Origin of the sequence: Salinisphaera sp. S4-8 (assembly GCF_040361235.1) — a bacterium.
Lineage (GTDB): Bacteria > Pseudomonadota > Gammaproteobacteria > Nevskiales > Salinisphaeraceae > Salinisphaera.
On the sequence record NZ_APNF01000001.1, the window covers coordinates 285,471 to 311,924 of the forward strand.

Here is a 26,454-nt window from a genome sequence, read left to right on the forward strand (position 1 = left end):
TTTATGAACGGCGATGTTTGATGAAGGGGGTCACAGGCTCAGGTCCATCAGCACATCAGGCAGCTCGCCACTGGCGGCGTCCTGTGCCAACTGGGCAGCGATATCGGCCGAACGCGCCTGATAGGTGGCTTCGTCCCACAGCTCGAAGAGATTGCCCATGCCCGAAAGCACGGCCTTGGATTCCAATTGCGCATAGGCGCGCAGATTCGACGGCAGCAACAGGCGGCCCTGCTTGTCCATGTCGACATCGCGCGCGTTGCCAATCAGAAAACGCTGGATATTTCTCACCTTCGGATCGAGCCCGCCTTTCGCCAGCAGCTTGTTCTCAAATGTCTGAAATTCGGACAACGGGTAGATCAGCAGGCAGCCATCCCAATGCTGGGTCACGACAAGCCGGCCCGCGCAGTCGTCGACCAACGACTGGCGATACGACGCCGGGATCGCAATACGACCCTTGGCATCGATAGTGACCGGATGCGACCCCTTGAACACGCTGCGGCCTCATTATCGCCGTTGAACCACTTTGCCCCACTTCCTACCCCTCGGCGCCACTATAGGCAGCGCCGCTTTCGGGTGTCAAGCAAACAGCGGATGGCAAAAAAACCCAGCAAAACAGTGCTTTCTGACGCCTTCCCAGCCCGATTTGGGACGAAAATCGCGGTTCTTATTTTGTTTTGTTTTTTAGGGTTTTAGCGGTTCTAGCTCGACGATTTTATGAGCCGACAGGGCCCGCCGGCCCTTGTAATGCCATAAAAATTGACGAACGGGGGATAGGTGGCGTGCGCAAACCGGCGCGCGATTTGCGCAGGTGGGGCGTGAGCCCATGCTTGGCGCAAACCGTCGACTGGCAGACATCGTCGGATATCAGAAAAGAGGTTCGGAGCCGGCCGATAAGCCGGGTTCTGTCGTACGCAATCATTCATCTGGGACATGCGTCGCCACATGCCTCTTGCGACCTACCCGAGGACTGTGCGGGCCGCACGTCGTCCTCCTATTTGGTCTTGCTCCGGATGGGGTTTACCGTGCCGCGAACCGTTACCGGACGCGCGGTGCGCTCTTACCGCACCGTTTCACCCTTACCTGGCTCGTGAACGAGCCATAGGCGGTCTACTCTCTGTTGCACTTTCCGTAGGCTCACGCCTCCCAGGCGTTACCTGGCATCCTGCCCTGTGGAGCCCGGACTTTCCTCCGTGCCCATGCGGGCACCGCGATTGCGTGGCCGGCTCCGAGGGCGAATTCTAGCACCCGTGGCTACGCTGCGGTGCATCAATCGGCAGCCGCAAGCGCCAATGCCCGGGCATAAATGTCGTTGGTGGCCGCGCCGGTCAGGCGCGCGGCCGCCTTGGCCGCCTGCTTGGTGCCGGTGAGTGCCAACAGTTCGCCGAGCAGGTCGTCGAGTGCGATCTCGGCGCCATCGCGCCGTTGGGGGGGTCCGCCTTCGATCACCAGCACGAATTCGCCGCGCCGGCGATTGTCGTCCTCGGCCAGCCACTGCCCCAGCGCCTCGGCCTCGAGCACGACGCTTTGTTCGTGCAGTTTGCTCAGCTCACGGCACAGACCAATACGGCGCGTGGCACCGAATACCGCAGCGATATCGCGTACACAGCGCTCGATACGGTGGCTGGACTCGTAGCATATGAGCGTCCGGGTTTCGTCGGCGAGCTCGCCGAGCCGTGCCTGGCGTGCCGTGGCCTTGGCCGGCAGGAAGCCTTCGAACACGAAACGATCGCTGGGCAGCCCGGCCACCGACAGTGCGGCGATCGCGGCACAGGCGCCGGGCACGGCCAGCACCGGATAACCGGCCGCGCGTACCGCACCCACCAGCGTATAGCCGGGGTCGCTGATCAGCGGCGTGCCGGCATCGCTGATCAGCGCGACCGACTCGCCTGCGGCCAGGCTTTCGAGAATACGCTCGACGCGCGCGTGTTCATTGTGTTCGTGCAGCGACACCATCGGCGTATCAATACCCAGATGGCGGGTCAGACGCGCGCTATGGCGCGTATCCTCGGCAGCGATCAAGGCCACATCGGCCAGCGTACGGCGGGCGCGATCACTGAAATCGCCCAGGTTGCCGATCGGTGTGGCCACGATCCAGAGCGCGGCAGGCATCGATTGCATGGTCGTTTCACGACGTAGAGGGATGGCGCTGATATTATGCCGGTCATACTCGCGCGCCTGGGGGGATCTGGCGCGCACACCCGGGAGTTCCAACATTATGACGATCTATAAAAAGCCATCGCTGGGCGTACTGGCCCTGTTGCTGTTTGCCCTGACGATGGCCGGTTGCGCACAGCAACTGCGCGATGCCCAGAGCCGCGACAGCGCCGCGCCGGCGACCAGCCCCGAACAGGCGATCGCGCAGGGCGACTATGCCCGTGCCGCCCAGCTGTATGCCCAGGCCTCGGCCAGCGAATCCAACCCGGATCGCTCGCGCCAGTTGCGCTTCGAAGCCGGGCTGGCGGCCGCCCAGGCGAGCGATGCGCAGATGGCCAAGCAGATCCTGTCGAGCTTTCCGCCGTCCACGCTCAACGACCTCGAACGCGCCCGCTACGAGCTGGCCCGGCGCGAGGTCAATCTGGTGGGCACGCCGCCTGCGTCCGCGCTCGAACAGTTGCCGCCCCCGAGCAGCGGCACCCCGCCGGCGGTCGCCGAACGGGTCTGGGAAAAACGCGCCCAGCTGTACTTTCAACAGAACGACCTGATCGCCGGTATCAACGCACTGGTTCAACGGGGCGTGTGGCTGGTCGACGACCGCATGCTGCGCGGTAACGACGACGCGATCTACAGCAAGTCGCTGGATGCCATCACCGCCGGTCAGGGCCCGCAAAGCCCGGCCGCGCAAAACGCCGACAAGACCACCGTCGGCTGGCTGGCGCTGGCCGAGATCGGACAGCGGCGCTGGAACAGCCGCAACGAACGCGATCGTGCGCTGGCCGCCTGGGAGGAACGTTTCCCGCAGCATCCGGCCACCCGCGCCGTACTACGCGAGCGCTTCGATTACCGGCCGCGCACGTCGCCGGTCGAGCGTAACCGCCCCGGCCAGCGTTTCGGCCAGGCTCCGCGCCCGCAAAGCGACACCGTCGCCCTGGCCCTGCCCCTGACCGGTCAGTTCGCCAATGCTGCCGAGGCCATTCGCGACGGTTTCCTGTTCGCCTACGAACACGATAGCAGCGCGCCGTCGCGCCCGATCATCTACGACACCAACACGATGAGCGCCAACGAACTGTTGCGCCGTGCACAAAGTGATCGCGTAGGAATCCTCGTGGGCCCACTGGACAAGCCGAAGGTCGCCGAGATGGCACGGCTGAACAGCCCCATCCCGACCATCGGCCTGAACTACAGCGACACGCCCAACACCCGTGCCGGCTTCTACCAGTTCGCGCTCGCGCCCGAAGACGAGGCCCGCGAGGTCGCGCGCCAAACAGCCGACAAGGGCCGCCGCCGTGCGCTGGCACTGGTACCCAGCGGCGACTGGGGCCGTCGTGTATTCACCGCGTTTCGTGAAGCATTCGAAAGCCGTGGCGGCCAGATCGTCGATCAGGCCACCTATGAGCCCAGCGAGCCTGACCACCGCGACCCCATCCAGCGCCTGCTGCAGAGTTCTCGCAGCGGCGGCGGCGCCGATTTCATCTTCGTGGCCGGCCAGCCGGACCAGGCCCGCCTGATCCGCAGCCAGCTGCGCTTCTACCGCGCCCGCAGGCTGCCGATGGTCACCACCTCGCATGCCTATACCGGCACCCCCGATCCCGGCAACGATATCGATCTCAATGGGGTGGAATTCGTCGATATGCCCTGGGTCGTCGGCGAAGGCGATTTTCTGGACACGCGCCGCGGCGAAGCCGAACAGGCGTACGGCGCCACCGCCAAGCACTACAAGCGGCTGTTCGCGATGGGCATGGATGCCTGGAAACTGACCGATCGCATCGCGGAACAGGGCCTGCAGCCGAATGATCTGTTCGAGGGCATGAGCGGCGTGCTCAAGGTCAATCCCGACGGCACGATCCGACGCTATCTCGCCTGGGCGGTATTCCGCGATGGCGAACCGCAGCTCATGGCCATGCCGTCCATCAACGATGCACGCAACGACCAGGCGACCTCCAACAGCCAGGATCCGTGGGCGCGCTAGCGCAATCCACACGGCCGGCGGTGCGCGTGTTGTCGAACCGCGCCGCCGGCCCGTGCCTGTATTCGCCGCAAGGCTAGTCAAACGCGGTGCCTGGCAACACCCTGGACACCGGCCACGAGGCCGAGGACCGTGTCGACCGGGCCGCGCGCAAGCGCGGCTGGAAGCGTATCGCACGCAACTACAACGTACGCGGCGGCGAACTCGATCTGGTCTACGACGCCAAGGGCATGCTGGTGATCGTGGAAGTGCGCTATCGCGCACGTAGCGATTATGGCGGCGCCGCGGGCAGCGTCACCCGCAGCAAGCAACAGCGTATCGTGCGTGCCGCCCGCCATTTTCTGGTGCAATATCCGCGCTATGCGCAGGCCACCATCCGTTTCGACGTGGTCGGCGTGAATGCGAACAATGAACTCGACTGGATAGAGAACGCTTTCTATGCCGAATAATGCCGACACGCGCGTTCAGCTGATCACGCAACTGTTTGCCGACAATGCGCAGGCCAACATGGCCACCCTCGCCGCCACGGACCAGCAGATCGTCAGCGCCGCCGATATGCTGATCGACTGCCTGAACGACGGGCACAAGGTGCTGTCCTGTGGCAACGGCGGTTCCGCCGGCGACGCCCAGCATTTCTCCTCGGAACTGATCAACCGGTTCGAACGCGAACGCCGGGCCCTGCCGGCCATCGCCCTGACCACGGAAAGCTCCACGCTGACCGCAATCGCCAACGACTACGCCTATAACCGGCTGTTTTCACGCCAGGTGGAAGCGCTTGGCCAGCCCGGCGACATACTGCTGGCGATCAGCACCAGCGGCAATTCCGCCAACGTCTGCGAAGCGATCGATACCGCCCATGCCCAGGGCCTGAACGTGCTTGCACTCACCGGTCGCGACGGCGGACGCATGGCGGCAATGCTGGACGAAGACGACTGCGAATTACGCGCCGCCGCCGACAGCACGGCACGCATACAGGAAATGCACCTGTTGTTCATTCACTGTCTGTGCCGGCTGATCGAGGACGATCTACTCGGCTGAGCCCCGCGGGGTGGCTACTTCACCACCTTGAGATGCGGGTGCTTGTTCTTGCTTTCGCCCGCGTCGTCATCCGAGCCGGTATCGCGACCGCCCCCCGGGCCGCCATCCGGCGGCGTGGGCGTGCTCTCGACATCGCCGAAGAGCATGCCTTCGCCGTTTTCACGCGCGTATAACGCCAGCACCGCACCCGGCGGCACACTGACGTTATAACTCTGGCCCGAAAACCGAGCCGAGAAACTGATCAACTCATTCTCCAGCGACAGACCGCGCACCGCGCCGGGGCTGATGTTGACCGTAATCTTGCCCTCCTCGGTCACGAACTGGCGCGGCACATCGACACCATCGGCATCGGCGGCAACCAGCAGATGCGGGGTCAGATCGTTATCGAGCACCCAATCGTAGAGCGCACGAATCAGATACGGCCGTCGGGACGTCAGTTCGGCCATCAACACAACCTCAACTCAATTTCTAAACGAATAGCCTGATCCGAAGGTGGGGCAGATCGGGCGTCTACGCAAGTGGCGTATTCGCATACGCCGGCTCGATCGATCCGGCTCGCCAATTTCCGCGGTCAGCGAGCGGCCGGAAGTGTGCCCATTTCCGCCTCGAGCGCGGACAGGCTTTGCGCAAAGGCAGGCCTTGCGAACAGGCGCTCGGCATAACGCGTCAGCGTCTTGGCGTGACGTTGCGGCACACGCACGCCGTAGTAGTCCAGGCGCCATAGAATGGGCGCCAGGGTACAGTCGACCAGGGAATACTCCTCGCCGACATATTCCCGCGGCGAGAAATCGGCCGCCAGCGTCGTGAGCAACTCGGTCATGCGCTCGCGTGCCTTGCGCGCTACCGCCGGCGTGCTGTCCAGATCGGCACAGAGTTCGTACAGATCGGACTCCATACGAAAGATGGCCAGCCGATACTGCGCCCGCAGAACCGGGTCGACCGGCATCAGCGGCGGATGCGGATAGCGCTCGTCGATATACTCGAGAATGATACGCGGGTCGTAGACCACCAGCTCGCGGTCGACCAGCGTCGGCACCGTGTTATACGGATTGAGCTCGAGCAGATCCTCGCTCTCTTCATCCTCGCGCAGCTCGACCACGTTGTAGCTGTCGACGCCCTTTTCGGCCATCACCAGCCGCACCCGATGGCTGTGGACACAGCCCGGGCGCGAGTACAGCGTGATCGTGGCGCTACGAGCGGCCATGCTCAGCAGCGCCCACGCGATGTATCAATGCACATCGCGCCAGAACTCACGCTTGAGCATATAGGCCAGTGCCGTGAACAGCAGCAGGAACACGATCACCTTGAAGCCGAGCGAGTAACGCACCAGCTTGGCCGGCTCACCAACATAGACCAGAAAGTTGGTCAGATCGCCCACCGCGGCCTTGTATTCGGCCGGGTCGAGCTGGCCTTCCTGGACCAGTTCGAATTCGGGCGCACCGTGGCCTTCGCCGTGCGCTTCGCCTTCGCCGCCTTCAGCCGACTCGTCGTGCTTGAGTGCCTGATACCCCTGCAAGGGGGCCAGCACGGCCGGCATGGCCGTATTGCTCATCACCACGTTATTCACGCCGGTCGGACGCGAGTCGTCGAGGTAGAAGCTCAGCAGAAAGCTGTAGATCCAGTCGGCGCCACGCTCACGGGCGGTCAACGACAGATCCGGCGGCGCCTTGCCGAACCATTCGGCCGCGCTTTCGGCATCCATGGTGCCCTGGATGGTGTCGTGGATCTTGCCCCGGGTCATCATGAGGTTGTTTTCCATGACCTCTTCGGGGATATCCAGATCGTCGGCAATACGCTGGTAGCGCATGTATTGCAGCGAATGACAGCCCGAGCAGTAGTTCATGAACATCTTGGCGCCACGCTGCAGCGAAGCCTGGTTGCCCAGATTGGTTTCATGATGGAAAGGCACGGATTCGCCGCCTGCCGCCAATGCGGCCAGCGGCATCATCAGAAACAGCGCAATGAAAAACCGACGCATCATCCCGTCACCCTTTCCGGAACCGGCTTGGTCCTGTCGATGATGCTGTAGAGCGGCATCAGCAGGAAGAACGCGAAATAGACAATCGTGGCGATCCGCGCGATCAACGTCAGCGTCGGGTTCGGCGCCTGGGTGCCGATATAGCCCAGCACGATGAACGACACCACGAATGCAGCCAGCATCGCCTTGAAGATCAGACCCTTGTAGCGGATCGATTTCACCTTGCTGCGATCCAGCCACGGCAGCACGAACATGATCAAAACCGCGCCGAACATGGTGATCACGCCACCGAGCTTATCGGGCACGGCACGCAACATCGCGTAGAACGGAGTGAAGTACCACACCGGCGCAATATGTTCCGGCGTAACCGACGGATTGGCTTCGGTGAAGTTCGGCGGCTCGAGGAAGAACCCGCCGAATTCCGGCGCGAAGAAGATTACGCCCGAGAACAGGATCAGGAACACGCCCACACCGAACAGATCCTTCACCGTGTAGTACGGGTGGAAGGGAATGCCATCCACCGGATGGCCGTCGGCGTTCTTGTTGGCCTTGATCTCGATACCGTCGGGGTTGTTCGAACCCACATGATGCAGCGCCATGATATGCGCGATCACGAGGCCAACCAGCACGAACGGCAGCGCCACGACGTGCAGGGCAAAGAAGCGGTTGAGCGTGGCGTCGCCGATCACGAAGTCGCCGCGAATCCAGGTCGTGAGCTGTTCGCCCACCACCGGAATCGCCGAGAACAGCGAGATGATCACCTGCGCGCCCCAATAGGACATGTTGCCCCACGGCAGCACGTAACCCATGAAGGCTTCGGCCATGAGCGCCAGAAAGATCAGGCAGCCGAAAATCCACAGCAGTTCACGCGGCTTGCGGTACGAGCCGTACAGCAGGGCACGGAACATGTGCAGATAGACGACGATAAAGAAGAACGATGCACCCGTGGAATGCATGTAGCGGATCAGCCAGCCCCACTCCACATCGCGCATGATGTAGGCAACCGAGCCGAAGGCGGCGGCAGCGGACGGCTTGTAGAACATCGCCAGCCAGATGCCGGTGATCAGCTGGTTGGCCAGCACCAGCATGGCCAGCGAGCCGAAGTAGTACCAGACGTTGAAGTTCTTCGGAGCGTAGTACTGGCCGATGTGTTCGTTCCACAGCTGGGTCGCCGGGAACCGGGCATCGACCCAGTTCATGAACTTGCTTGCCATTTACGCAGCCTCCTCGCCGCCCTGGTTCGGATCCTCGCCTACCACTATAAGGCTGTCGCTCTCATAGCGATGCGGCGGCACGACCATATTGAGTGGCGCCGGTTGGGCCGCATATACACGGCCCGAGATATCGTACTTCGAGCCATGACAGGGGCAGAAGAAGCCACTGTAGTCGAGCTGACCGCCGCTGGCCTCGGGCCGATATTTCGGCGAGCACCCCAGATGCGTACAGATGCCGACCATCACCAGAACCGCCGGCTTGATCGAGCGGTGCGGGTTGCGGCAGTACTCGGGCTGCTGGTCCATCTTGGATTCCGGGTCTGCCAGTTCCGGCGCGACTTCATCCAGGGTTTCCAGCATGTCGGGCGTGCGACGCACCACCCAGACCGGCTTGCCTCGCCAGGTCACGCTGACCATGGCGCCCTCTTCCAATGCAGCGATGTTGACCTCCACCGGAGCGCCAGCCGCCTTGGCGCGCGCACTCGGCAGCCAGGACTTGACAAACGGTGTGGCCACAAAGGCCGCGCCCACGCCACCGACGGCTGCGGTGGCGGTGGTCAAAAATCGGCGTTTGCCGACGTCGACCCCCTCTTTGCTCATGCGTAAAACCTCTTCGAGCAGGGCAGAAATGCCGGTTCGATTTTTCTGATGGGTGCGTGATCCGCAGCGTAGCAGGACGCCGCAAGGAGTCTGAAAAGTATAGCACAGCGCGACGTAATCACAGCTGACTCAGCCCTGTGGATTGCCGGCACGTACCCGCGCCGAGGCGGCGTGGGCATACAGACCTTCACCGAGTGCCAGCTCTTCAGCGACCGGAGCCAAGGCGGCCGCGCCTGCCGGACTGGCCTGGATGATCGACAGCCGCTTCTGGAAATCGTAAACGCCAAGCGCCGACGAAAAACGCGCCGTGCGCCCGGTGGGCAATACGTGATTGGGCCCGGCGCAGTAGTCGCCAAACGCCTCGGGCGTGCGATGGCCCATGAAGATCGCGCCCGCGTGCTGGATGCCGTCCAGCAACGCATCCGGATCGGCGACAGCCAACTCCAGATGTTCCGGGGCAATACGATTGGACAGCGCAAGCGCCTCGGCCATATCGGCGACCGCGATCAATGCGCCGTGATTGGCCAGCGATGCACGAATGATGTCGCGGCGCGGCTGGTCTTCGAGCAGACGTGCGACCGCGGCTTCGACCGCAGTCAGAAACGAGGCATCCGGGCTGATCAGCAACGCGCGCGAATCCTCGCCATGTTCGGCCTGGGCGAATAAATCGAGTGCGGCCCAGTCCGGGTCACCGCTGCCATCGGCGAGAATCAGCACCTCGGACGGCCCGGCGACGGACTCGATCCCCACCCGGCCGAATACCTGACGCTTGGCTTCCGCCACATAGGCATTGCCCGGGCCCACGATCTTGTCGACCCCGGGCACGCTTTCGGTGCCATAGGCCAGCGCAGCAACCGCCTGGGCGCCGCCGATGGTAAAGAACCGATCGACGCCGGCGAGCGCGGCCGCGGCCAGCACCCAGTCGTTGACCTCGCCGCCCGGTGCGGGCGAGACCATCACGATTTCCGACACGCCGGCCACCTGCGCCGGCAAGGCGTTCATCAACACACTCGACGGATAGGCTGCCTTGCCGCCCGGCGCATAGATGCCGGCACGTTCGATTGCACGCACGACCTGGCCCAGCCGATTGCCGTATTCGTCCTCGTAGGCCTGGGCCGTAATCTTCTGCGACTCGGCATAGCGCCGAATACGATCGGCCGCGCTTTCCAGCGCAGCACGCGGCTTGGCCGGCATCGCCTCGAGGGCGGCGGCCAGACGCGCGGGCGCAATTTCCAGCGCGCCCATGTCGCTGGCCGGATGGCGATCGAGTTCGCGGGTGTATTCGACGACTGCCGCATCGCCGCGTGCGCGCACATCGGCAATGATGGCGGCCACGCGACTATCAATTTCGGCCTGAGCCGGCGTATCACTATCGATCAACGCTTCGAATTGCGACTCGAAGTCGGCCGAAGCACTGTCCAGACGCCGCATCACGCCAGACCTCCGGCCTTCGGATCGAACAGTTCGATCAGTTCACCGATCTCGGCATGCTTCATCTTCTGGGCCGCCTTGTTGACGACCAGCCGCGCACTGATGTCCTCGATCACCTCGAACGGCTCCAGGCCGTTGGCGCGCAGCGTGTTACCCGTATCCACCAGGTCCACGATCACATCCGCCAGCCCTACCAGCGGTGCCAGCTCCATCGAGCCGTAGAGCTTGATGATCTCGACCTGCCGGCCGAGCCGCGAGAAATAAGCCCGCGTGGTTTCGACGTATTTGGTGGCCACGCGCAGCGGGCGATGGCCGGCTGCATCCATTGCCCCCGGCAGGCCAGCGGTCATGAGCTTGCAACAGGCAATTCCCAGATCCAGCGGCTCGTAGAGATCGGCGCCACCGTGTTCGATGAGCACGTCCTTGCCGGAAATGCCGATATCGGCCGCGCCGTAGGCCACGAAGGTCGGCACGTCCGAGGCGCGAATCACGAGCAGCCGCAGGCCGGGCCGGTTGGTCTCGAACACCAGCTTGCGCGATTTGTCCGGATCGACCTCCGGCTCGATACCCGCAGCGGCCAGCAGCGGCAGCGTGGCTTCGAGAATGCGCCCCTTGGAAAGCGCGAGCGTGATCTGGCGGCTCATGCGCTCACCTCACGCGCGGTCACCGGCGCGCGATCGGGCAGACGCTGAATATGCCCGCCCAGCTGCGCCATCTTTTCCTCGATACATTCATAGCCGCGATCGATGTGATAGATCCGCCGCACGTCGGTCGAACCATCGGCGACCAAGCCGGCAATCACCAGCGAAGCCGAGGCGCGCAGATCGGTCGCCATCACCGGCGCGCCGGTCAGGCGCTGGATACCGGTCACGATCACGGTATTGCCTTCCTGGCGAATCTTCGCACCCATGCGCTGCAGCTCGGATACGTGCATGAAACGATTTTCGAACACCGTTTCCGTGACCGTACCCACCCCGTCCGCGAGCGCGTTGAGCACACAGAACTGCGCCTGCATATCGGTGGGAAACCCGGGATACGGCGCCGTGCGCAGATTGACCGACCGCGCCTGCTTGCCACGCATGTCGACTTCGATCCAGTCGTTGCCGGTGGCGATATGCGCGCCCGCCTCGGCAAGCTTGTCGGTGATCGCATCGACCAGACTCGGATCGGTATGGGTGACCTTGACCCGACCCCGGCTGGCCGCACCGGCCACCAGAAAGGTGCCGGTTTCGATTCGATCGGGCAGCACGCGATGACGCGCGCCGTGGAGCTTCTTCTTGCCGCGGATGGTAATCGTGGACGTGCCGGCACCTTCGATCTCCGCGCCCATGGCGATCAGACAGCGGGCCAGATCCACCACTTCCGGCTCACGGGCGGCATTTTCGAGAATCGTGACGCCGTCAGCCAGCGTGGCCGCCATCATCAGGTTTTCGGTACCGGTGACGGTGACCGTATCCATGGCGATACGTGCCCCCTTGAGCCGGCTGCAGCGCGCTTTCACATAGCCGGCCTCGACCCTTATTTCCGCGCCCATGGCCTCCAGGCCGCGCAGATGAATATCCACCGGGCGGGCGCCGATCGCACAGCCGCCGGGCAACGACACTTCGGCCTCGCCGTGGCGTGCCAGCAACGGGCCCAGCACCAGAATCGAGGCGCGCATGGTCTTGACCAGATCATAAGGCGCGACACAGCGGGTGATCGTGGAGGCATCGGCCTCGACCACCATGTAGTCACCAATGGTCACCGACACGCCCATATGCGCGAGCAGTACGTTGGTGGTGGTCACATCTTCCAGATGCGGCACGTTTTCCACCAGCAACGGCTCGTCGATGAGCAATGCCGCGGTCATGATCGGCAGGGTGGCGTTTTTAGCCCCCGAGGCACGCACGCTGCCGTTCAACGGCGGCCCGCCCTCGATGCGCAGTAGATCCATCGCGCGTAATCCTAAAAAGTCGGTGTTATCAGGACGCGGCGGCGAATTCGTCGGGCGTCCAGGTCTTCATGGTCAGGGCATGGATTTCGTTGCCCATGAGTTCGCCAAGCGCGGCGTACACCATCATCTGGCGCTTGACCGGCGGCTTGCCTTCGAAACTTTCGCTCACGATCCGGCCGGCGAAATGCACGCCGTCGTCGCTCACGATCTTCACATCGGCGTCGGGCAAGGCGGATACGATAAGTTCGCGTACGGCTTCCGGGCTATACATGATTCGGGTTCGTTGGAAAAAACGCAGCGCGAAATGCTAGCACGAGCGACCCGCTGGCGGCCGCTTTTCCACGCTAGCCGCGGATCTTGTAACCCTTGGCCAGCATGGTCACACAGATCGACGACACGAATACGAAAAACGCTGCCGCGACCACCACGCTGCGCAACGGATCGCTGTCACCGACCCCGAAAAAGCCCTGCCGGAATCCATCGATCATGTAGAAGAACGGATTGAAGTGCGAGGCCTTCTGCCAGAACTCGGGCAGCGAATGAATCGAGTAGAACACGCCGGACAGAAACGACAGCGGCATGATGAAGAAATTCTGAAACGCGGCCAGATGGTCGAACTTGTTCGCGAGAATACCGGCGATCAGACCCATCACGGCCAGCGTACCCCCGCCGAACACCAGCATGGTGGCCACCAGCAACGGATTCGATACCGGCACGCTCACGAACAGCTGGGTGACCAGATACAACACCACCGCCACCAGTGTCGCGCGCACCAGCGAGGCGCCGATATAGGCCAGATAGATCTCGAAGGCCGACAGCGGCGTCATCAGCAAAAACACCAGATTGCCGTTGATCTTGGACTGGGTCAGGCTCGACGAGGTGTTGGCGAAGGAGTTCTGGATGATGCTCATCATCATCAGCCCCGGCACCAGAAACGCCGACGCCGGCACGCCCTGGATTTCCTGGCCCTGAAGCACCTGGCCGAACACCACCATGTAGAGCAGTGCCGTGACCACCGGCGCGCCCACGGTCTGCAGAATAACACTGTAGAAGCGGCGGACTTCCTTGGAAAAAAGCGTGAAACAGCCCTGCCAGTTCATGCGGCGTCCTCGTCGTGGTCGTGCGAGTGGTCGGTCAGCTCGACGAAGATGTTCTCCAGCGACGGCTCACGGGTGCGTACATCCTGTATGCGATAGCCCGCATCGCGGATCGCTTCCATGACATCGGCAATGAAATCCTTGCCCTGCTCGAGTTTGAGTTCGAGCGTATCGTCGTGGCGATCCTCGATGAGCCGCTCGACACTGGCCGGCAGCGCGCCGCCCTGACCGGACAGCTGGAGCGACAAAAATCGATACGGATGCCGGTCGAGCAAGGCGCGCTTGTCCTCGAGCACCGACAACCGGCCCTGGTCGAGAATCGCGATGCGGTCGCACAGCTCCTCGGCCTCTTCCAGATAGTGCGTGGTCAACACGATGGTATGACCGGCATCGTTGAGCTCGCGGGTGAAATGCCAGAGCGTGCGCCGCAGTTCCACATCCACGCCCGCGGTGGGCTCGTCGAGAATCACCACGCCCGGCTTATGCACCAGCGCCTGGGCGATGAGCACCCGCCGCTTCATGCCGCCGGAGAGCGCGCGCATGGATACCTCGGCCTTGTCGGTCAGGTCCAGGCGCTCGAGCAGCTCATCGATCCAGGGCCAGTAATCCTTGCCGCAGCCAAAATAACCGGCCTGGATACGCAACATCTCGCGCACCGGAAAGAACGGGTCGTAGACCAGCTCCTGCGGCACCACGCCCAGCGCGCGCCGAGACTGGCGGAAATCGCGCCGCACATCGTGGCCAAGTACGGCCACATTGCCGGACGTCGCATGGGTCAATCCGGCGATGATGCTGATCAGGGTGGACTTGCCGGCGCCGTTGGGGCCCAGCAGGCCGAAATATTCGCCCGGACGGATATCGAAAGACACACCCTTGAGCGCATGCGTGCTCGGGTAGCGCTTTTCGACATTCTGTATGGAGATAGCGGGTTCGGTCATCGCAGCCGCGCAAGTCGAGCAAAAGGGCGCGCATTATACGGGGCGCATGCAAACCTGCATACGCCAACGACCGCAACCCGAACCGCCGCGCTGCGAAAGCCTGAACGAACAATATCTTGGCGATTCGCAGCTACGCTAGAATAGTGGCCATGAACACACAGGACATTCTCCACTCGGCGCGCCGCGTGATCGATATCGAGGCCGCGGCCGCAGCCGCACTGGCTTCGCGTATCGATGCCTCGTTTGCCGCCGCCGCCGAAACGCTGCTGGGTTGCCGTGGCCGTGTGGTGGTGACCGGCATGGGCAAATCGGGCCATATCGGCGGCAAGATCGCGGCCACCCTGGCCTCCACCGGCACGCCCGCATTCTTTGTACATCCGGGCGAGGCCAGCCACGGCGATCTGGGCATGATCACCGCCGAGGACGTCGTGATCGCCCTGTCCTATTCCGGCGAGACGGGCGAGATTCTGACCATTCTGCCGCTGATCAAGCGGCTCGACGTGCCGCTGATCGCCATGACCGGCAACGCCCAGTCCACATTGGCGCGCCGGGCCGATGTCCATCTCGACGTGGCCGTGGAAATCGAGGCCTGCCCGCTGGAACTCGCGCCCACCGCATCGACCACCGCGACGCTGGTCATGGGCGACGCACTGGCAATCGCCCTGCTCGAAGCACGCCACTTCACCGCCGAGGATTTCGCCCGCTCGCACCCCGGCGGCGCGCTCGGGCGACGCTTGCTGCTGACGGTGGCCGATATCATGCATACCGGCGACCGGCTGCCGCTCGTGCCCGAAAGCGCGCTGCTGCGCGAAGCGCTGCTGGAAATGAGCGCCAAGGGGCTGGGCATGACCGGCGTGGTCGATACCGAAGGCCGGCTGGCCGGCGTGTTTACCGATGGCGATCTGCGTCGCACACTGGATCAGGACATCGACATCAAACATGCCGGCATTGCCGAATACATGACCCGTTCGCCCAAGACCGTGACCGCCGACATGCTCGCCGCCGAGGCGGTACGCATGCTGCAGACGCATCGGATCGGCGGCGGTGCATTACTGGTAGTAGATGCCGATAATCGTCCCCAAGGGGCGCTCAACATGCAGGACTTCCTGCGAGCCGGAGTGATATGAAACCCGAGGCCAGCGAAATACAACAGCGTGCTGCCGACATTCGTGTCGCGGTATTCGATGTCGACGGTGTGATGACCGACGGCAAGCTCTATCTCTACGACCACGGCGAAGAGATCAAGAGCATGCACGTACGTGACGGACTGGGCATACAGCGGCTACAGGCGGCCGGCGTTGCCGTGGCCGCAATCAGCGGCCGCCCATCGCCGGCGGTGGCCGCCCGCCTGCATGCCCTGGGCGTGGATTACATCTATCTCGACAGCCACGACAAGCAGCTGGATTTCGAAGCCCTGCTGGCCGAACTCGAACTCACGCCCGACCAGGCCGCGGTCATGGGCGACGATCTGCCCGACCTGGGGCTGATGCGCCAGGCCCGCCTGGCCATGGCCGTGGCCAATGCGGTCGATGAAGTCATCGAAACCGCCCACTGGGTGAGTCGTTTCGAGGGCGGCCAGGGCGCGGTTCGCGAAGCCTGCGAACTGATCATCGCCGCCCATAACGCCCACTAGCCATACGCGCCCATGCTACGCATCGTCGCCATCCTGCTCGCCATTTCAGCCGTTTTGCTGGGGCTGCGCGTGGTCGGGCTCGACCGCGCCCGTACCGACACCGATAAGCCGCGCTTGTCCACGCCCGACAACAGCGACTACTACATGAGCGATGCCGTGGTACGCCAGATGGACGACCAGGGAAACCTCGCCTATCGCATGACCGTGGCCGAGAGTCTGCACTTCCCGGACGACTCGGCTCGGCTCACGGATATTGACGTACACTACCTTGCAGGCACGAAAACGTATTGGGACGTCACCGCGAAACAGGGGCGGATACCGCCCGGCGAACGCGATATCTACCTCTATGACGGGGTCACCGGCCGCCATCCCAGGGTCGACGGCGACGTGGTCAAGATCGTCACCGACAACGCCTGGGTGCGCCCCGATCGTGATCGTATCGATACCCAGGCGCATGTAACCGCCACCCAGCCCGGCCAGCGGGTCGAAGGCGATGGCATGGTGGTCAACCTGAAAACGGACAAGTTGAGACTGCTCGAAAATGTACAAGTCACCTACACGCCATAGCCGTATCGCTCGCGCCCTGGCCGTGCTCGCACTTGTGCTGGCGCCGGCCGCGGCGTTCGCGCAGCAGCCGCTGCCGATTCATATCGAATCCAACAACGCGGATCTGTCCCAGCAGCGCGGCACCAGCACCTACACCGGCAATGTCGTGCTCACCCGGGGCGGGCTCACGCTCACCGGCAACAAGCTCGTGATTACACGCATTAACGATCGCGGCAATATCAAGGCCGTTCTCGACGGCAGCCCGGCCAAGTTCGACAAGCAGCCGGACCGCGAAGGCGACGACGTGGTCACCGGCCACGCCAGCCAGATCGAGTACGCCAACAACGATTCCACCATCGTATTGCGCGGCAATGCGGTCGTGCGGCGCGGCGGCGACGAGATCAACGGCCAGGTGATTCGCCACAATCTGGATACCGAGCGCACCCAGGCCGAACGCGGCAGTTCCAACAACGAACGCGTACGCATCACCATTCAGCCCGAGTCCGGGAAAGACCAGCCGTGAGCCGAACCGCAGCCCAAAGCCCCGCCCCGGCGGCGAACGGCCAGCGGCTGGTCGCCGAAAACCTGAGCAAGCGCTACAAGGGGCGCGCCGTGGTCGAAAACGTCAGCCTGTCGCTGGCGCCCGGCGAGGTCGTCGGTCTGCTCGGGCCCAACGGCGCGGGCAAAACGACCTCTTTCTATATGATCGTGGGGCTGATTACGCCCGATTCCGGCCAGATCATGCTGGGCGAACGCAATCTCATCGGTCTGCCCATGCATGCGCGGGCCAAGCTGGGTATCGGCTATCTGCCGCAGGAGGCCTCGGTCTTTCGCAAGCTCTCGGTCGCCGACAATATCCGCGCGATTCTGCAACTGCGCCCGGGCCTGAAAAAAGCCGATATCGATCGCGAACTCGCGGCCCTGCTCGATGAACTCTCGATCGGCCATATCGCCGACTCCAAGGGCATCAATCTGTCCGGCGGCGAGCGCCGGCGGGTGGAAATCGCCCGAGCACTGGCTGCGCAGCCGCAGTACATGCTTCTCGACGAGCCATTCGCCGGTATCGACCCGATTTCCATCGGCGATATCCGCAGCATCATCACGCATCTGAAAAACCGCGGCATCGGCGTGTTGATCACCGATCACAATGTGCGTGAAACGCTTTCGATCTGCGAGCGCGCCTATATCCTGAGTGACGGCGCGGTGATCGCCGACGGCCCCGGCGAGGCGATTCTGGCCGATCGCAAGGTGCGCGAGGTCTATCTGGGTGAGGATTTCCGACTATGAAACAGTCGCTGAACCTCAATCTGTCGCAAAGCCTGACGATGACGCCTGCGCTGCAGCAGGCGATCCGCATGCTGCAGCTGTCCACGCTCGATCTCAAGACCGAGATCCAGGAAGCGCTGGAAACCAATGTCATGCTCGAGGCCGACGACGGCCACGACGAAATCGACGCCCGTGAGGCCACACGCGCGGAAGCCGCTGAAACCCAGCGCAGCGCCAGCGACACCAGCGCCGATATCCCCGAAAACCTGCCTGTGGACGCCGACTGGAACGATATCTATTCCGGTAGCGCAGCACCCGCGCCGGCGCCCACCAGCGACGACGAAGACTACTGGGACTATCGCCAGGCCAACCTCACCAGCACGCCCGATCTGCACGCCCATCTGACCTGGCAGGCGGACATGCATCGCTTTAGCGACGTACAGCGTGCGATTGCCGATCATCTGATCGATGCCATCAACGAACGCGGCCTGCTCGACGACTGGCAGGAACTCGCACCGCGGCTGGCCCGGGATTTCGAAACCGACGAAGCCGCGATCGAAGCTGTGCTGACCGAGATTCACCGCTTCGACCCGCCCGGCGTGGCTGCGCGCAACCTCGCCGAATGCCTGAGCATTCAACTGCATCAGATGCCCGACGACACGCCCGCGCGCGATATCGCGCTGCGCATCGTGGATAACGAACCACTGGAATGCCTGGCATCGCGCGACCGCGGCGCGCTGGCGCGCCGGCTCGGCATCGAAACCGAGGATCTGGAACGCGCGATCGCGCTGATCCAGACCCTGCAGCCACAGCCCGGCGAAGCGTTTAGCGACCACGAATCAAATTACGTGGTCCCGGAGGTATTCGTCACCCGCCAGTCGTCACGCTGGCAGGTATCGTTGAATGCCGAGATCGCGCCGCGTCTGCGCATCAACAGCCAGTACCTGGCCCTGATCAAGCGCGCCGACAAGAGCGCCGACCAGACCACGCTCAAGTCGCATTTGCAGGAGGCCCGCTTCTTTCTCAACAGCCTGAAAAGCCGTAACGACACCCTGCTTCAGGTCGCACAAACGATTGTTGAAGCACAACGCGCTTTTCTGGAATATGGTGAAGAGGCGATGAAACCCCTGGTGCTGCGCGATGTGGCCGAACAACTCGATATCCACGAATCCACGGTTTCACGCGCGACCGCCAATAAATACATGCAGACCCCGCGCGGCATTTTCGAACTCAAGTATTTCTTTTCCAGCCACGTATCCACCACCGACGGCGGTAGCGCCTCGGCCACGGCGATCCAGGCCATGATCAAGCGCATGGTCGCCGAAGAACGTCCCGGCAAACCGCTGTCCGACAGCAAGCTCGCCGAACTGTTGCTGGAAAACGGAATCCAGGTCGCCCGCCGTACGGTGGCCAAATATCGTGAGGCCCTGTCGATCGCGCCGTCGCACGAACGACGCCGGCAGGCCAGCTGAACTGCTTCACATGTGCTTTCCCAAGCCGACAAGGAGTACCTGATGAACCTGAACATCTCCGGGCATCACATCGACATGACCGAAGCGCTGCATAACTATGTTGCGTCCAAGATGGAACGCATCGAGCGGCATTTCGATGACGTAATCGATGCCGAAGTCGTACTCGAGGTCGAAAAGGTCCGACACAAGGCCGAAGTGACCATGCAGGTTCGCGGTGCCACGCTGCATGCCGAATGTACCCAGGACGACATGTACGCCGCCATCGACGGCATGGTCGACAAGCTTGATCGGCAAACGCTCAAGCACAAGGAAAAGGAAAAGAATCATCACAACCGGCAGGCCCGCCACGCGAATCTGGACCTGAACGCCGGTTAGACCGCGTCCGGCCATTGGCGCTGTGCCAATGGCCGGATCGCCGTACGCATTTTGTATCGTTAAAGGAAGTTTATGAACATCGCCGATATCGTCGCGCCCGAGCGCGTACGCCTTGCCGACGACGTGCAAAGCAAAAAGCGCGCGCTCGAGCAGTTGGCCGAGATCCTGACCCAGGGCACCCCGTACCTGACCGCCAGTGAAATCTTCAACGGCCTGATCTCCCGCGAAAAACTCGGCAGCACCGGTATTGGTGACGGGGTCGCGATTCCGCATGCCCGCATGAAGGGCATCGACGATTGCATCGGCGCCTTCATGCGTCTGCCCCAGCCGGTGAATTTCGAGTCCAACGACGAACAGCCAGTGGATCTGGTCTTCGGCCTGCTGGTGCCGGAAAAATCCACCGAGGAACACCTCAAGCTGCTGCGCCGCCTGGCCGAACTGTTTTCCGAAAACCAGACGCTGGCCGATCTGCGTGATGCCGGCGACGACGACACCCTTTACAAGACGCTGATCGCTCGCGATACCAGCGAGGCCTGATCGGGGCCGCAACCGGTGGCACGACCCGGCGACGATCTGTTCGATGACGAATCGCTCGCGACTCGACGGGTCGCGGTCGAAACCGTTTTCGCGCGTCTGAAGTCGTCCCTCGGTTTGCACTGGCCTGGCGAAATTGGCGGCCAGGCCACGCTCGGCGCCACCCGTATCGATGGCCGACGTATTCCCATGGTCGGCTATCTCAATTTCATCCATCCGCCCCAGGTGCAGGTCATCGGCGAGCCCGAGACCGCCTATCTCGACAGCATCGACAACGCACAGCTGACCCATGTGCTCGAACGGGTGATCTCGGGCGCGACCAAGCTCGTGGTGGTCGCCGATGGCCGCTCGCTGATCGCGCCGCTGCGCGAAGCGTTCGAGCATGCCGGGATCGCGGTATTCGAAACCGCGGCCAGCGGCCATCGTGCAGCCTACCGCCTGCGCCATTTTCTGGGCGAAGCACTGGCACGCCAGATCACCGTACACGGCGTGTTCCTCGAGGTGCTTTCGATCGGGCTTTTGCTCACCGGCGATCCGGGTGTGGGCAAGAGCGAACTCGCCCTGGAGCTGATCAACCGCGGCCATCGACTGGTCGCCGACGATGCGCCCGAATTCGCGCTGCTCGGCCCGGACGATCTCAACGGCGGCTGCCCACCGGTATTGCAGGATTTTCTGGAAGTACGCGGGCTGGGTATTCTCAATATCCGCGCCATGTTCGGCGAGGCCGCGATCAAGCGCCGCAAACAGCTCGGCCTGATTATCCGGCTGGTGCGCCCCGAGTCGGGCACGCTGGATGCGCCCGACCGGCTGACCGGTACACGCACGCAGCGGCGCATACTCGATGTCGATATTCCGGAAATCACTCTGCCGGTCGCCGTGGGCCATAATCTGGCGGTGCTGGTCGAAGCCGCCTGTCGCGATCATCTGCTGCGTATGCAGGGTCATTACAGCGACGAACAGTTCGCCACCCGTCAGAGTCAGGCCATGGCCGCCAGTGCGGCTGCGTACGAATCATGAAGCACATACGCGCATCGGCACGCAGGCATAGCCGGTATTCGCACCGCGCTTGCAGCTTGGTCACAATAACGCGCAAGCACGCGCCATGCGCATTCAATTCTGAAGGTGAATCATGCGACTGATCGTCGTCAGCGGTCTGGCCGGTTCGGGCAAATCGGTCGCGCTGCACATGCTCGAAGACCTGGGCTATTACTGTATCGACAACCTGCCGCTCGGCCTGCTCAGCGAGGTATCGGCCGATACCCTCAATCGCCAGGGGCTGGATTTCGATCGCCTGGCCCTGGGCATTGATGCACGTTCGCGGCGCGACGAGATCGCCCGCTTCCAGGAGCGTATCCGTTCGCTGCGCGATGCCGGTATCGCTATCGAGGTGATCTATCTGCACGCGGATACCGATACGATCCTGCGGCGCTACTCGGAAACCCGGCGCAAGCATCCGCTGACCGACGATCACACGTCGTTGATCGATGCCGTACAGACCGACCGCGAACTGCTCGCGCCGATCGCCGAAAGTGCGGATGTATCGATCGATACCAGCCACACCAATATCCATCAGCTGCGCGATATCATTCGCAATCGCGTTGAAGGCGGGGCCAGCGGCGAGCTATCGATTCTGCTGCAGTCGTTCGGCTTCAAGTACGGCCTGCCCCAGGCGGTGGATTTCGTGTTCGACGTACGCTGTCTGCCGAACCCGCACTGGGTGCCCGAACTGCGCGAGCTGACCGGCCAGGACGCGCCGGTGGCCGAACATCTGGAAGCCCAGCCACAAACGCGCGCGATGCTCGACGATATTCACGGCTTCATCAGCCGCTGGCTGCCCGAATTCGCGCGCGAAAACCGGGCCTATGTCACGATTGCAGTCGGCTGCACGGGCGGCAAGCATCGTTCGGTCTATATCATCGAACAGCTGGCGCGCCGCCTGCGCGAAACCTATGCCCAGACGCTGGTAAGACACAATGAACTGCACTAGCCCCCTCGTAGCGGAGATGGCCTCGTGATTGGCGTATTGCTGATTACCCATGGCCGTCTCGGCGCCCACTTCGTGGATACGGTCACCGGCATGATCGGCGACCTGTCGCGCCCCACCGAAGTACTCGAAGTGCATCGGCACGACGATCCGGACGAACGCAGCGAAGCCGCGCATGCCGCACTGGCGCGCCTGGACGAAGGCGACGGCGTGTTGATCATCACCGACGCGTTCGGCTCCACGCCCAGCAATATCGCCACGCGCGCGGCCGGCGAATACGGCGCGCGCGTGGTCGCCGGCATCAACCTGTCAATGCTGGTACGCGTTTACAATTACCCGCAACTTGCGCTCGACGATCTGGCCGCTTCCGCGATCGAGGCCGGCCGGGCCGGCGTCATGGCCTGCCCGGTACCGTCCGAGCACTGATTAGCCTTTTTTTTCGTTTTCCTTTATCGACACGACGACCCTCGTTATGCCCACCCGTGAACTCGCCATCGTCAACAAGCTCGGCCTGCATGCGCGGGCTGCCAGCAAGTTTGTCACCGTCGCGTCCCAGTACGACGCCGATATCCGGGTAGCCAAGGATGGGCGCGAAGTATCGGGCAAGTCGATCATGGGCGTGATGATGCTCGCTGCCGCCCGCGGCTCGCGTATCGAGGTCACCGCCGAGGGCGACGACGCCGAGGCCGCGCTCGACGCCCTCGACGAACTGGTGCGCGATCGCTTCGGCGAAGGCCAGTAGCCGTGCGCGCGCTGCACTCAGACAACCCGACACGACTATGAGCCTGTGGCTGGCCGCCATCGGCGTATCGCGTGGCGTGGCCATCGGCGCCGTGCATCGCGTGCATGGCACCGATCTGGATATTCCCGAATATTCGATCTCGCCCGACCATGTCGAAGCCGAGATCGCGCGTTTTCAGAGCGCGCTCGAGGACGCACGCGACCAGCTCGCCGACATCCGCGAACAGATTCCGGCGAATGCGCCCTCCGAAATCGGCGCCTTCATCGAAACCCATCTGCTGATGATGCAGGACAGCGCCCTGACCGACACGGTCTGCTCGCTCATTCGCGAGCACCGCTGTAACGCCGAGGCCGCGCTCAAGATGCAGGCCGAACACCTGACCGCGGTGTTCGACCAAATGGACGACAGCTACCTGCGTACGCGTCGCGACGATGTCGCCCACGTGACCGCGCGCATCCAGCGTATTCTGCTCAAGCAGGAACGCACCATCGAAACGCGCGAGGCCGACGACGCGCCGCCGCCGGTCATCGTGGCCGACGAGCTCACGCCCGCCGACATCATCCTGCTGCACCAGCAGGGCGTGGCGGCCTTCGTGACCGAGCACGGCGGGCCGTTGTCGCATTCGGCGATTCTTGCCCGCAGTCTGCGTATTCCCGCCATCGTGGGCATGCACAACGCCCGACGCCTGCTGGTCGACGACGAAATCGTGGTGGTCGACGGCGAGGCCGGCCATGTACTCGCCGGCCCGGACGAGGCCGCGCTCGAGTTCTATCGCCATCGGCAAAAACGCGATGCGCGCTATCGGCGTATGCTCGGCATGCTGCGCGACGAGCCGGCGATCTCCACCGACGGCGTGCGCGTGCGCATGCTCGCCAACGTGGAACTGCCCGACGACAGCGCCGATGCCGCCGAAGTGGGCGCGGAAGGCGTGGGCCTGTATCGCACCGAATTCCTGTACATGAACCGCGACGAAACGCCCGGCGAAGAAGAACAGCTGGCCGCCTATCGACGCGTGCTGCGCTCGGTGGATGGCCCGGTCACCATTCGTACGCTGGATCTGGGCGCGGACAAGACCATCGGCCGCAATGTCGGCAAGACCTCGAGCAATCCGGCGCTCGGCCTGCGTGCGATCCGCCTGTGTCTGAAGGAAACCGACCTGTTTCGTACCCAGCTGCGCGCACTGCTGCGGGCCTCGGCCGAGGGCGATCTACGCATCATGCTGCCGATGGTGTCCAATATTCAGGAGATGCGCCAGACGCGCCACCTGATCGACGAGCTCAAGAACGAGCTACGCCGTGATGGCCTGGATTTCGATGCCCAGCTGCAGGTGGGCGCGATGATCGAAGTGCCGGCCGCGGCCCTGGCCGCGCCGCTGCTGGCCCAGTATTGCGACTTCTTTTCGCTGGGCACGAACGATCTCATCCAGTACACCCTGGCCATGGATCGTATCGACGACGAAATCAACTACCTCTACGATCCGCTGCACCCGGCAGTGCTGCAGCTCATTCGTATGACCATCGAAGCCGGCGACGCCGCCGGTATCAGCGTATCCATGTGCGGTGAAATGGCTTCCGACAAGCGCTATACCGCCTTGTTGCTCGGCCTGGGCCTGACCGAGTTTTCCATGCATCCGGCCAGCGTGCTCGAGGTCAAGCGCACGATCATGAATGCCGATGTCGACGCCTTGAAAAACCGGACACGCGAAATCCTCTCCCTGACCGATTCGCAGGCCTATCGCGAGGCCCTGGAAGCGCTTAGCCAGCAACTGGCCGGCTGATACGCCCGAATCGAATCGCCACAGCCGGGACGACACGGTTCGCGTCGCCCGCGGCTGATACGTCGCGTCGCTGCAACACGGCTGCACTATCCTGATCGGTTGCAGGTCTGACCCATGGCCTGCGGTCTGCACTGTCGCGATTGCGTCGGCGATCGCTGTCAGGGCATAAAAAGCGCAGGAAAATCCGTATTTTTCTGCTATTTTCTAACAAGCCACTCACTGTTTCGGATATGCGCTGCGATGAGCGACGCCAAGACCACTGAAGACCAGATGGAATCGCGGCTCGCGCATATCAACGAGGCGCTGGAATCCGGGCGCATGCGTCGGCTCAAACCGATGCTGCACTCGCTCTCGCCGGCCGAAATCGGCTTGCTGCTGGAATCCATCCCGCGCACCAAGCGTGAGCTGGTCTGGCGTCTGGTGCCCGAAGACGATCACGGCGAAACGCTGCTGCACGTCAACGACGAGGTGCGTGCCGAGCTCATCGATGCCCTCGACGACGAGGTTCTGCTCGCGGCCACCGAAGGCATGCCGATCGACGACCTCGCCGACCTGATCGAGGATCTACCCGAACAGGTCACCCGTGAAGTCCTGCACACGATGGACCTGGACAACCGCGAACGTCTGGAAGCGGTGCTGTCCTATCCGTCGGACTCGGCCGGCGGCCTGATGAACAACGACACCATCACGGTACGCCCGGACGTGTCGCTGGATGTCGTGCGCCGCTATCTGCAACAGCGCGGCACCCTGCCCGACGATACCGAATCGCTGTTCGTGATCTCGCGCTATGGCCGTTATCTGGGCATGCTCACGCTCGCCAAACTGCTCACGCTCGACCCGGAGCGCGACGTCTCCGAGGTCATGAACACCGATATCGAAGCCTTGCCGGTGGACATGTCGGCCGCCCAGGTCGCCAAGCGCTTTCAGGATCTCGACCTGATCTCGGCACCGGTGATCGACGAAAACGAAAAACTGGTCGGCCGGATCACCATCGACGACGTGGTCGACGTGATCCGCGACGAAGCCGAGCACTCGATCATGAGCATGGCCGGCCTCGACGAAGAAGAAGACGTATTCGCACCGATCGCGCGTAGTGCGCGCCGACGGGCCACCTGGCTGGGCGCGAATCTGCTCACCGCCTTTCTCGCCGCGCAGGTCGTGGGCCTGTTCGAAGCCACGCTATCGCAAGTGGTCGCCCTGGCCGTGCTCATGCCGATCGTGGCCAGCATGGGCGGAATCGGCGGCTCACAGACACTCACCCTGATGATTCGCGGCCTGTCGCTCGGTCAGATCGGTTTCGGCAACGCGCGCACCCTGCTGATGAAGGAACTCGCCGTGGCCGTGATCAACGGCGTGCTGTGGGGGGCGGTTGTCGGCGTCATCGCCCAGGTCTGGTTCGGCAACCCCACGCTCGGCGTGATCATCGCGGTGGCACTGATCATCAACCAGATTGGCGCTGCCATCGCCGGCGTCGCCATTCCGCTGGCCATGAAGAAAATGGGCATCGACCCGGCCCTGGCGGGCTCTGTCGTGCTCACGACCATTACCGATGTCATCGGCTTCGGCGCCTTTCTCGGCCTCGGCACGCTGTTTCTGTTGCGCTAACCGGGCCCGCCTCGTAGCTCGAATAAGCGCGTCGTGAGTTAAACGTGTGCAGCGTAATCTCGTAATGAGCGCAGCGCCTGTTGAAGATCCGACCTTAGTGATTCAAGCCGCCAACCGGCGATTGCGTATTGGCGTGTGTTCTTCGGCCAAAAGAAAACGTCCGCAAAT

The 26,454-nt window shown here is 63.0% G+C and carries 30 protein-coding genes and 1 other RNA gene; 17 read left to right on the forward strand and 14 right to left on the reverse strand.

The window, feature by feature from the left end:
- Positions 1 to 30 precede the first annotated feature (30 nt).
- From mraZ to rsmI, 3 genes are all read right to left on the reverse strand, one after another.
- The gene (gene mraZ, locus S4A8_RS01305) at positions 31 to 492 is read right to left on the reverse strand and encodes a division/cell wall cluster transcriptional repressor MraZ (protein ID WP_353178103.1); all 462 of its coding nucleotides are present in this window, start codon (positions 490 to 492) and stop codon (positions 31 to 33) included.
- Between the two features lie 383 nt (positions 493 to 875).
- Positions 876 to 1,227: RNase P RNA component class A (gene rnpB, locus S4A8_RS01310), an RNA gene on the reverse strand.
- Between the two features lie 39 nt (positions 1,228 to 1,266).
- Complete coding sequence (gene rsmI / locus S4A8_RS01315) at positions 1,267 to 2,118, reverse strand: 16S rRNA (cytidine(1402)-2'-O)-methyltransferase (RefSeq protein ID WP_353218723.1); 852 nt, start codon at positions 2,116 to 2,118, stop codon at positions 1,267 to 1,269.
- A gap of 97 nt (positions 2,119 to 2,215) precedes the next feature.
- On the opposite strand from rsmI, the gene S4A8_RS01320 reads away from it, so the two are divergent.
- The 3 genes from S4A8_RS01320 to S4A8_RS01330 all read left to right on the forward strand — a co-directional run bounded on the left by S4A8_RS01320 (position 2,216) and on the right by S4A8_RS01330 (position 5,161).
- A complete protein-coding gene (locus S4A8_RS01320; protein WP_353218724.1) occupies positions 2,216 to 4,126 on the forward strand; it encodes a penicillin-binding protein activator in 1,911 nt (636 codons plus the stop codon).
- A gap of 86 nt (positions 4,127 to 4,212) precedes the next feature.
- The gene (locus tag S4A8_RS01325) at positions 4,213 to 4,572 is read left to right on the forward strand and encodes a YraN family protein (RefSeq protein ID WP_353178098.1); all 360 of its coding nucleotides are present in this window, start codon (positions 4,213 to 4,215) and stop codon (positions 4,570 to 4,572) included.
- Complete coding sequence (locus tag S4A8_RS01330) at positions 4,562 to 5,161, forward strand: phosphoheptose isomerase (protein WP_353218725.1); 600 nt, start codon at positions 4,562 to 4,564, stop codon at positions 5,159 to 5,161. Before S4A8_RS01325 ends, S4A8_RS01330 begins: the two co-directional genes overlap by 11 nt.
- Before the next feature lie 14 nt (positions 5,162 to 5,175).
- Here the strand turns inward: S4A8_RS01330 and S4A8_RS01335 are convergent, their stop codons facing one another.
- From S4A8_RS01335 to S4A8_RS01385, 11 genes are all read right to left on the reverse strand, one after another.
- Positions 5,176 to 5,598, reverse strand: coding sequence for a ClpXP protease specificity-enhancing factor (locus S4A8_RS01335; protein ID WP_353178229.1), 423 nt, complete (start codon positions 5,596 to 5,598; stop codon positions 5,176 to 5,178).
- 134 nt (positions 5,599 to 5,732) lie between these two features.
- Positions 5,733 to 6,365 carry a glutathione S-transferase N-terminal domain-containing protein gene (locus tag S4A8_RS01340; protein WP_353178094.1) on the reverse strand — a complete coding sequence of 211 codons (633 nt, stop codon included), beginning with the start codon at positions 6,363 to 6,365 and terminating at the stop codon, positions 5,733 to 5,735.
- Between the two features lie 24 nt (positions 6,366 to 6,389).
- Entirely contained in the window at positions 6,390 to 7,142 is a 753-nt protein-coding gene (locus S4A8_RS01345; protein ID WP_353218726.1) for a cytochrome c1, read from the reverse strand.
- Positions 7,139 to 8,353, reverse strand: coding sequence for a cytochrome b (locus S4A8_RS01350; protein ID WP_353178090.1), 1,215 nt, complete (start codon positions 8,351 to 8,353; stop codon positions 7,139 to 7,141). The genes S4A8_RS01345 and S4A8_RS01350 overlap by 4 nt, the downstream gene beginning before the upstream one ends.
- Positions 8,354 to 8,953 carry a ubiquinol-cytochrome c reductase iron-sulfur subunit gene (gene petA / locus S4A8_RS01355; RefSeq protein WP_353178088.1) on the reverse strand — a complete coding sequence of 200 codons (600 nt, stop codon included), beginning with the start codon at positions 8,951 to 8,953 and terminating at the stop codon, positions 8,354 to 8,356.
- Between the two features lie 129 nt (positions 8,954 to 9,082).
- Entirely contained in the window at positions 9,083 to 10,384 is a 1,302-nt protein-coding gene (gene hisD / locus S4A8_RS01360) for a histidinol dehydrogenase (RefSeq protein ID WP_353218927.1), read from the reverse strand.
- Positions 10,384 to 11,028 (reverse strand): ATP phosphoribosyltransferase, encoded by a 645-nt coding sequence (gene hisG / locus S4A8_RS01365; protein WP_353218727.1) that lies wholly within the window; start codon positions 11,026 to 11,028, stop codon positions 10,384 to 10,386. Before hisG ends, hisD begins: the two co-directional genes overlap by 1 nt.
- The gene (gene murA / locus S4A8_RS01370; protein WP_353178086.1) at positions 11,025 to 12,317 is read right to left on the reverse strand and encodes a UDP-N-acetylglucosamine 1-carboxyvinyltransferase; all 1,293 of its coding nucleotides are present in this window, start codon (positions 12,315 to 12,317) and stop codon (positions 11,025 to 11,027) included. Before murA ends, hisG begins: the two co-directional genes overlap by 4 nt.
- A gap of 28 nt (positions 12,318 to 12,345) precedes the next feature.
- Entirely contained in the window at positions 12,346 to 12,588 is a 243-nt protein-coding gene (locus S4A8_RS01375; protein WP_353178085.1) for a BolA family protein, read from the reverse strand.
- Between the two features lie 73 nt (positions 12,589 to 12,661).
- Positions 12,662 to 13,417, reverse strand: a complete 756-nt coding sequence (locus S4A8_RS01380) for an ABC transporter permease (RefSeq protein WP_353178083.1) — start codon at positions 13,415 to 13,417, stop codon at positions 12,662 to 12,664.
- Positions 13,414 to 14,352, reverse strand: coding sequence for an ABC transporter ATP-binding protein (locus S4A8_RS01385; protein WP_353218728.1), 939 nt, complete (start codon positions 14,350 to 14,352; stop codon positions 13,414 to 13,416). Before S4A8_RS01385 ends, S4A8_RS01380 begins: the two co-directional genes overlap by 4 nt.
- Before the next feature lie 149 nt (positions 14,353 to 14,501).
- Between S4A8_RS01385 and S4A8_RS01390 the strand changes: the two genes are divergently transcribed.
- The 14 genes from S4A8_RS01390 (at position 14,502) to mgtE (ending at position 26,286) form a co-directional block, all read left to right on the forward strand.
- Positions 14,502 to 15,479: a KpsF/GutQ family sugar-phosphate isomerase gene (locus S4A8_RS01390; protein WP_353218729.1), complete on the forward strand. Its 978-nt coding sequence runs from the start codon at positions 14,502 to 14,504 to the stop codon at positions 15,477 to 15,479.
- Entirely contained in the window at positions 15,476 to 15,985 is a 510-nt protein-coding gene (locus tag S4A8_RS01395; protein WP_353178078.1) for a KdsC family phosphatase, read from the forward strand. The genes S4A8_RS01390 and S4A8_RS01395 overlap by 4 nt, the downstream gene beginning before the upstream one ends.
- A 12-nt stretch (positions 15,986 to 15,997) precedes the next feature.
- The gene (gene lptC / locus S4A8_RS01400) at positions 15,998 to 16,552 is read left to right on the forward strand and encodes an LPS export ABC transporter periplasmic protein LptC (protein WP_353218730.1); all 555 of its coding nucleotides are present in this window, start codon (positions 15,998 to 16,000) and stop codon (positions 16,550 to 16,552) included.
- Positions 16,527 to 17,054 (forward strand): lipopolysaccharide transport periplasmic protein LptA, encoded by a 528-nt coding sequence (lptA, locus tag S4A8_RS01405; protein ID WP_021031283.1) that lies wholly within the window; start codon positions 16,527 to 16,529, stop codon positions 17,052 to 17,054. Before lptC ends, lptA begins: the two co-directional genes overlap by 26 nt.
- Positions 17,051 to 17,818 (forward strand): LPS export ABC transporter ATP-binding protein, encoded by a 768-nt coding sequence (gene lptB / locus S4A8_RS01410; RefSeq protein WP_353218731.1) that lies wholly within the window; start codon positions 17,051 to 17,053, stop codon positions 17,816 to 17,818. Before lptA ends, lptB begins: the two co-directional genes overlap by 4 nt.
- The gene (locus tag S4A8_RS01415; protein WP_353218732.1) at positions 17,815 to 19,269 is read left to right on the forward strand and encodes an RNA polymerase factor sigma-54; all 1,455 of its coding nucleotides are present in this window, start codon (positions 17,815 to 17,817) and stop codon (positions 19,267 to 19,269) included. The genes lptB and S4A8_RS01415 overlap by 4 nt, the downstream gene beginning before the upstream one ends.
- Positions 19,270 to 19,311: 42 nt before the next feature.
- Entirely contained in the window at positions 19,312 to 19,644 is a 333-nt protein-coding gene (gene hpf / locus S4A8_RS01420) for a ribosome hibernation-promoting factor, HPF/YfiA family (protein ID WP_353178071.1), read from the forward strand.
- A 72-nt stretch (positions 19,645 to 19,716) separates the two neighbouring features.
- Positions 19,717 to 20,181 (forward strand): PTS sugar transporter subunit IIA, encoded by a 465-nt coding sequence (locus S4A8_RS01425; protein WP_353178070.1) that lies wholly within the window; start codon positions 19,717 to 19,719, stop codon positions 20,179 to 20,181.
- Between the two features lie 15 nt (positions 20,182 to 20,196).
- On the forward strand, positions 20,197 to 21,195 hold the full coding sequence (gene hprK, locus S4A8_RS01430; protein ID WP_353218733.1) for an HPr(Ser) kinase/phosphatase: 999 nt from the start codon (positions 20,197 to 20,199) through the stop codon (positions 21,193 to 21,195).
- Positions 21,196 to 21,307: 112 nt separating this feature from the next.
- Complete coding sequence (gene rapZ / locus S4A8_RS01435) at positions 21,308 to 22,165, forward strand: RNase adapter RapZ (protein WP_353218734.1); 858 nt, start codon at positions 21,308 to 21,310, stop codon at positions 22,163 to 22,165.
- Between the two features lie 24 nt (positions 22,166 to 22,189).
- Positions 22,190 to 22,588, forward strand: coding sequence for a PTS sugar transporter subunit IIA (locus S4A8_RS01440; protein ID WP_353218735.1), 399 nt, complete (start codon positions 22,190 to 22,192; stop codon positions 22,586 to 22,588).
- 46 nt (positions 22,589 to 22,634) lie between these two features.
- Complete coding sequence (locus S4A8_RS01445) at positions 22,635 to 22,904, forward strand: HPr family phosphocarrier protein (protein WP_353178063.1); 270 nt, start codon at positions 22,635 to 22,637, stop codon at positions 22,902 to 22,904.
- A 37-nt stretch (positions 22,905 to 22,941) separates the two neighbouring features.
- Entirely contained in the window at positions 22,942 to 24,681 is a 1,740-nt protein-coding gene (ptsP, locus tag S4A8_RS01450; RefSeq protein ID WP_353218736.1) for a phosphoenolpyruvate--protein phosphotransferase, read from the forward strand.
- A gap of 240 nt (positions 24,682 to 24,921) precedes the next feature.
- On the forward strand, positions 24,922 to 26,286 hold the full coding sequence (mgtE, locus tag S4A8_RS01455) for a magnesium transporter (RefSeq protein ID WP_353178059.1): 1,365 nt from the start codon (positions 24,922 to 24,924) through the stop codon (positions 26,284 to 26,286).
- Positions 26,287 to 26,454: the final 168 nt, after the last annotated feature.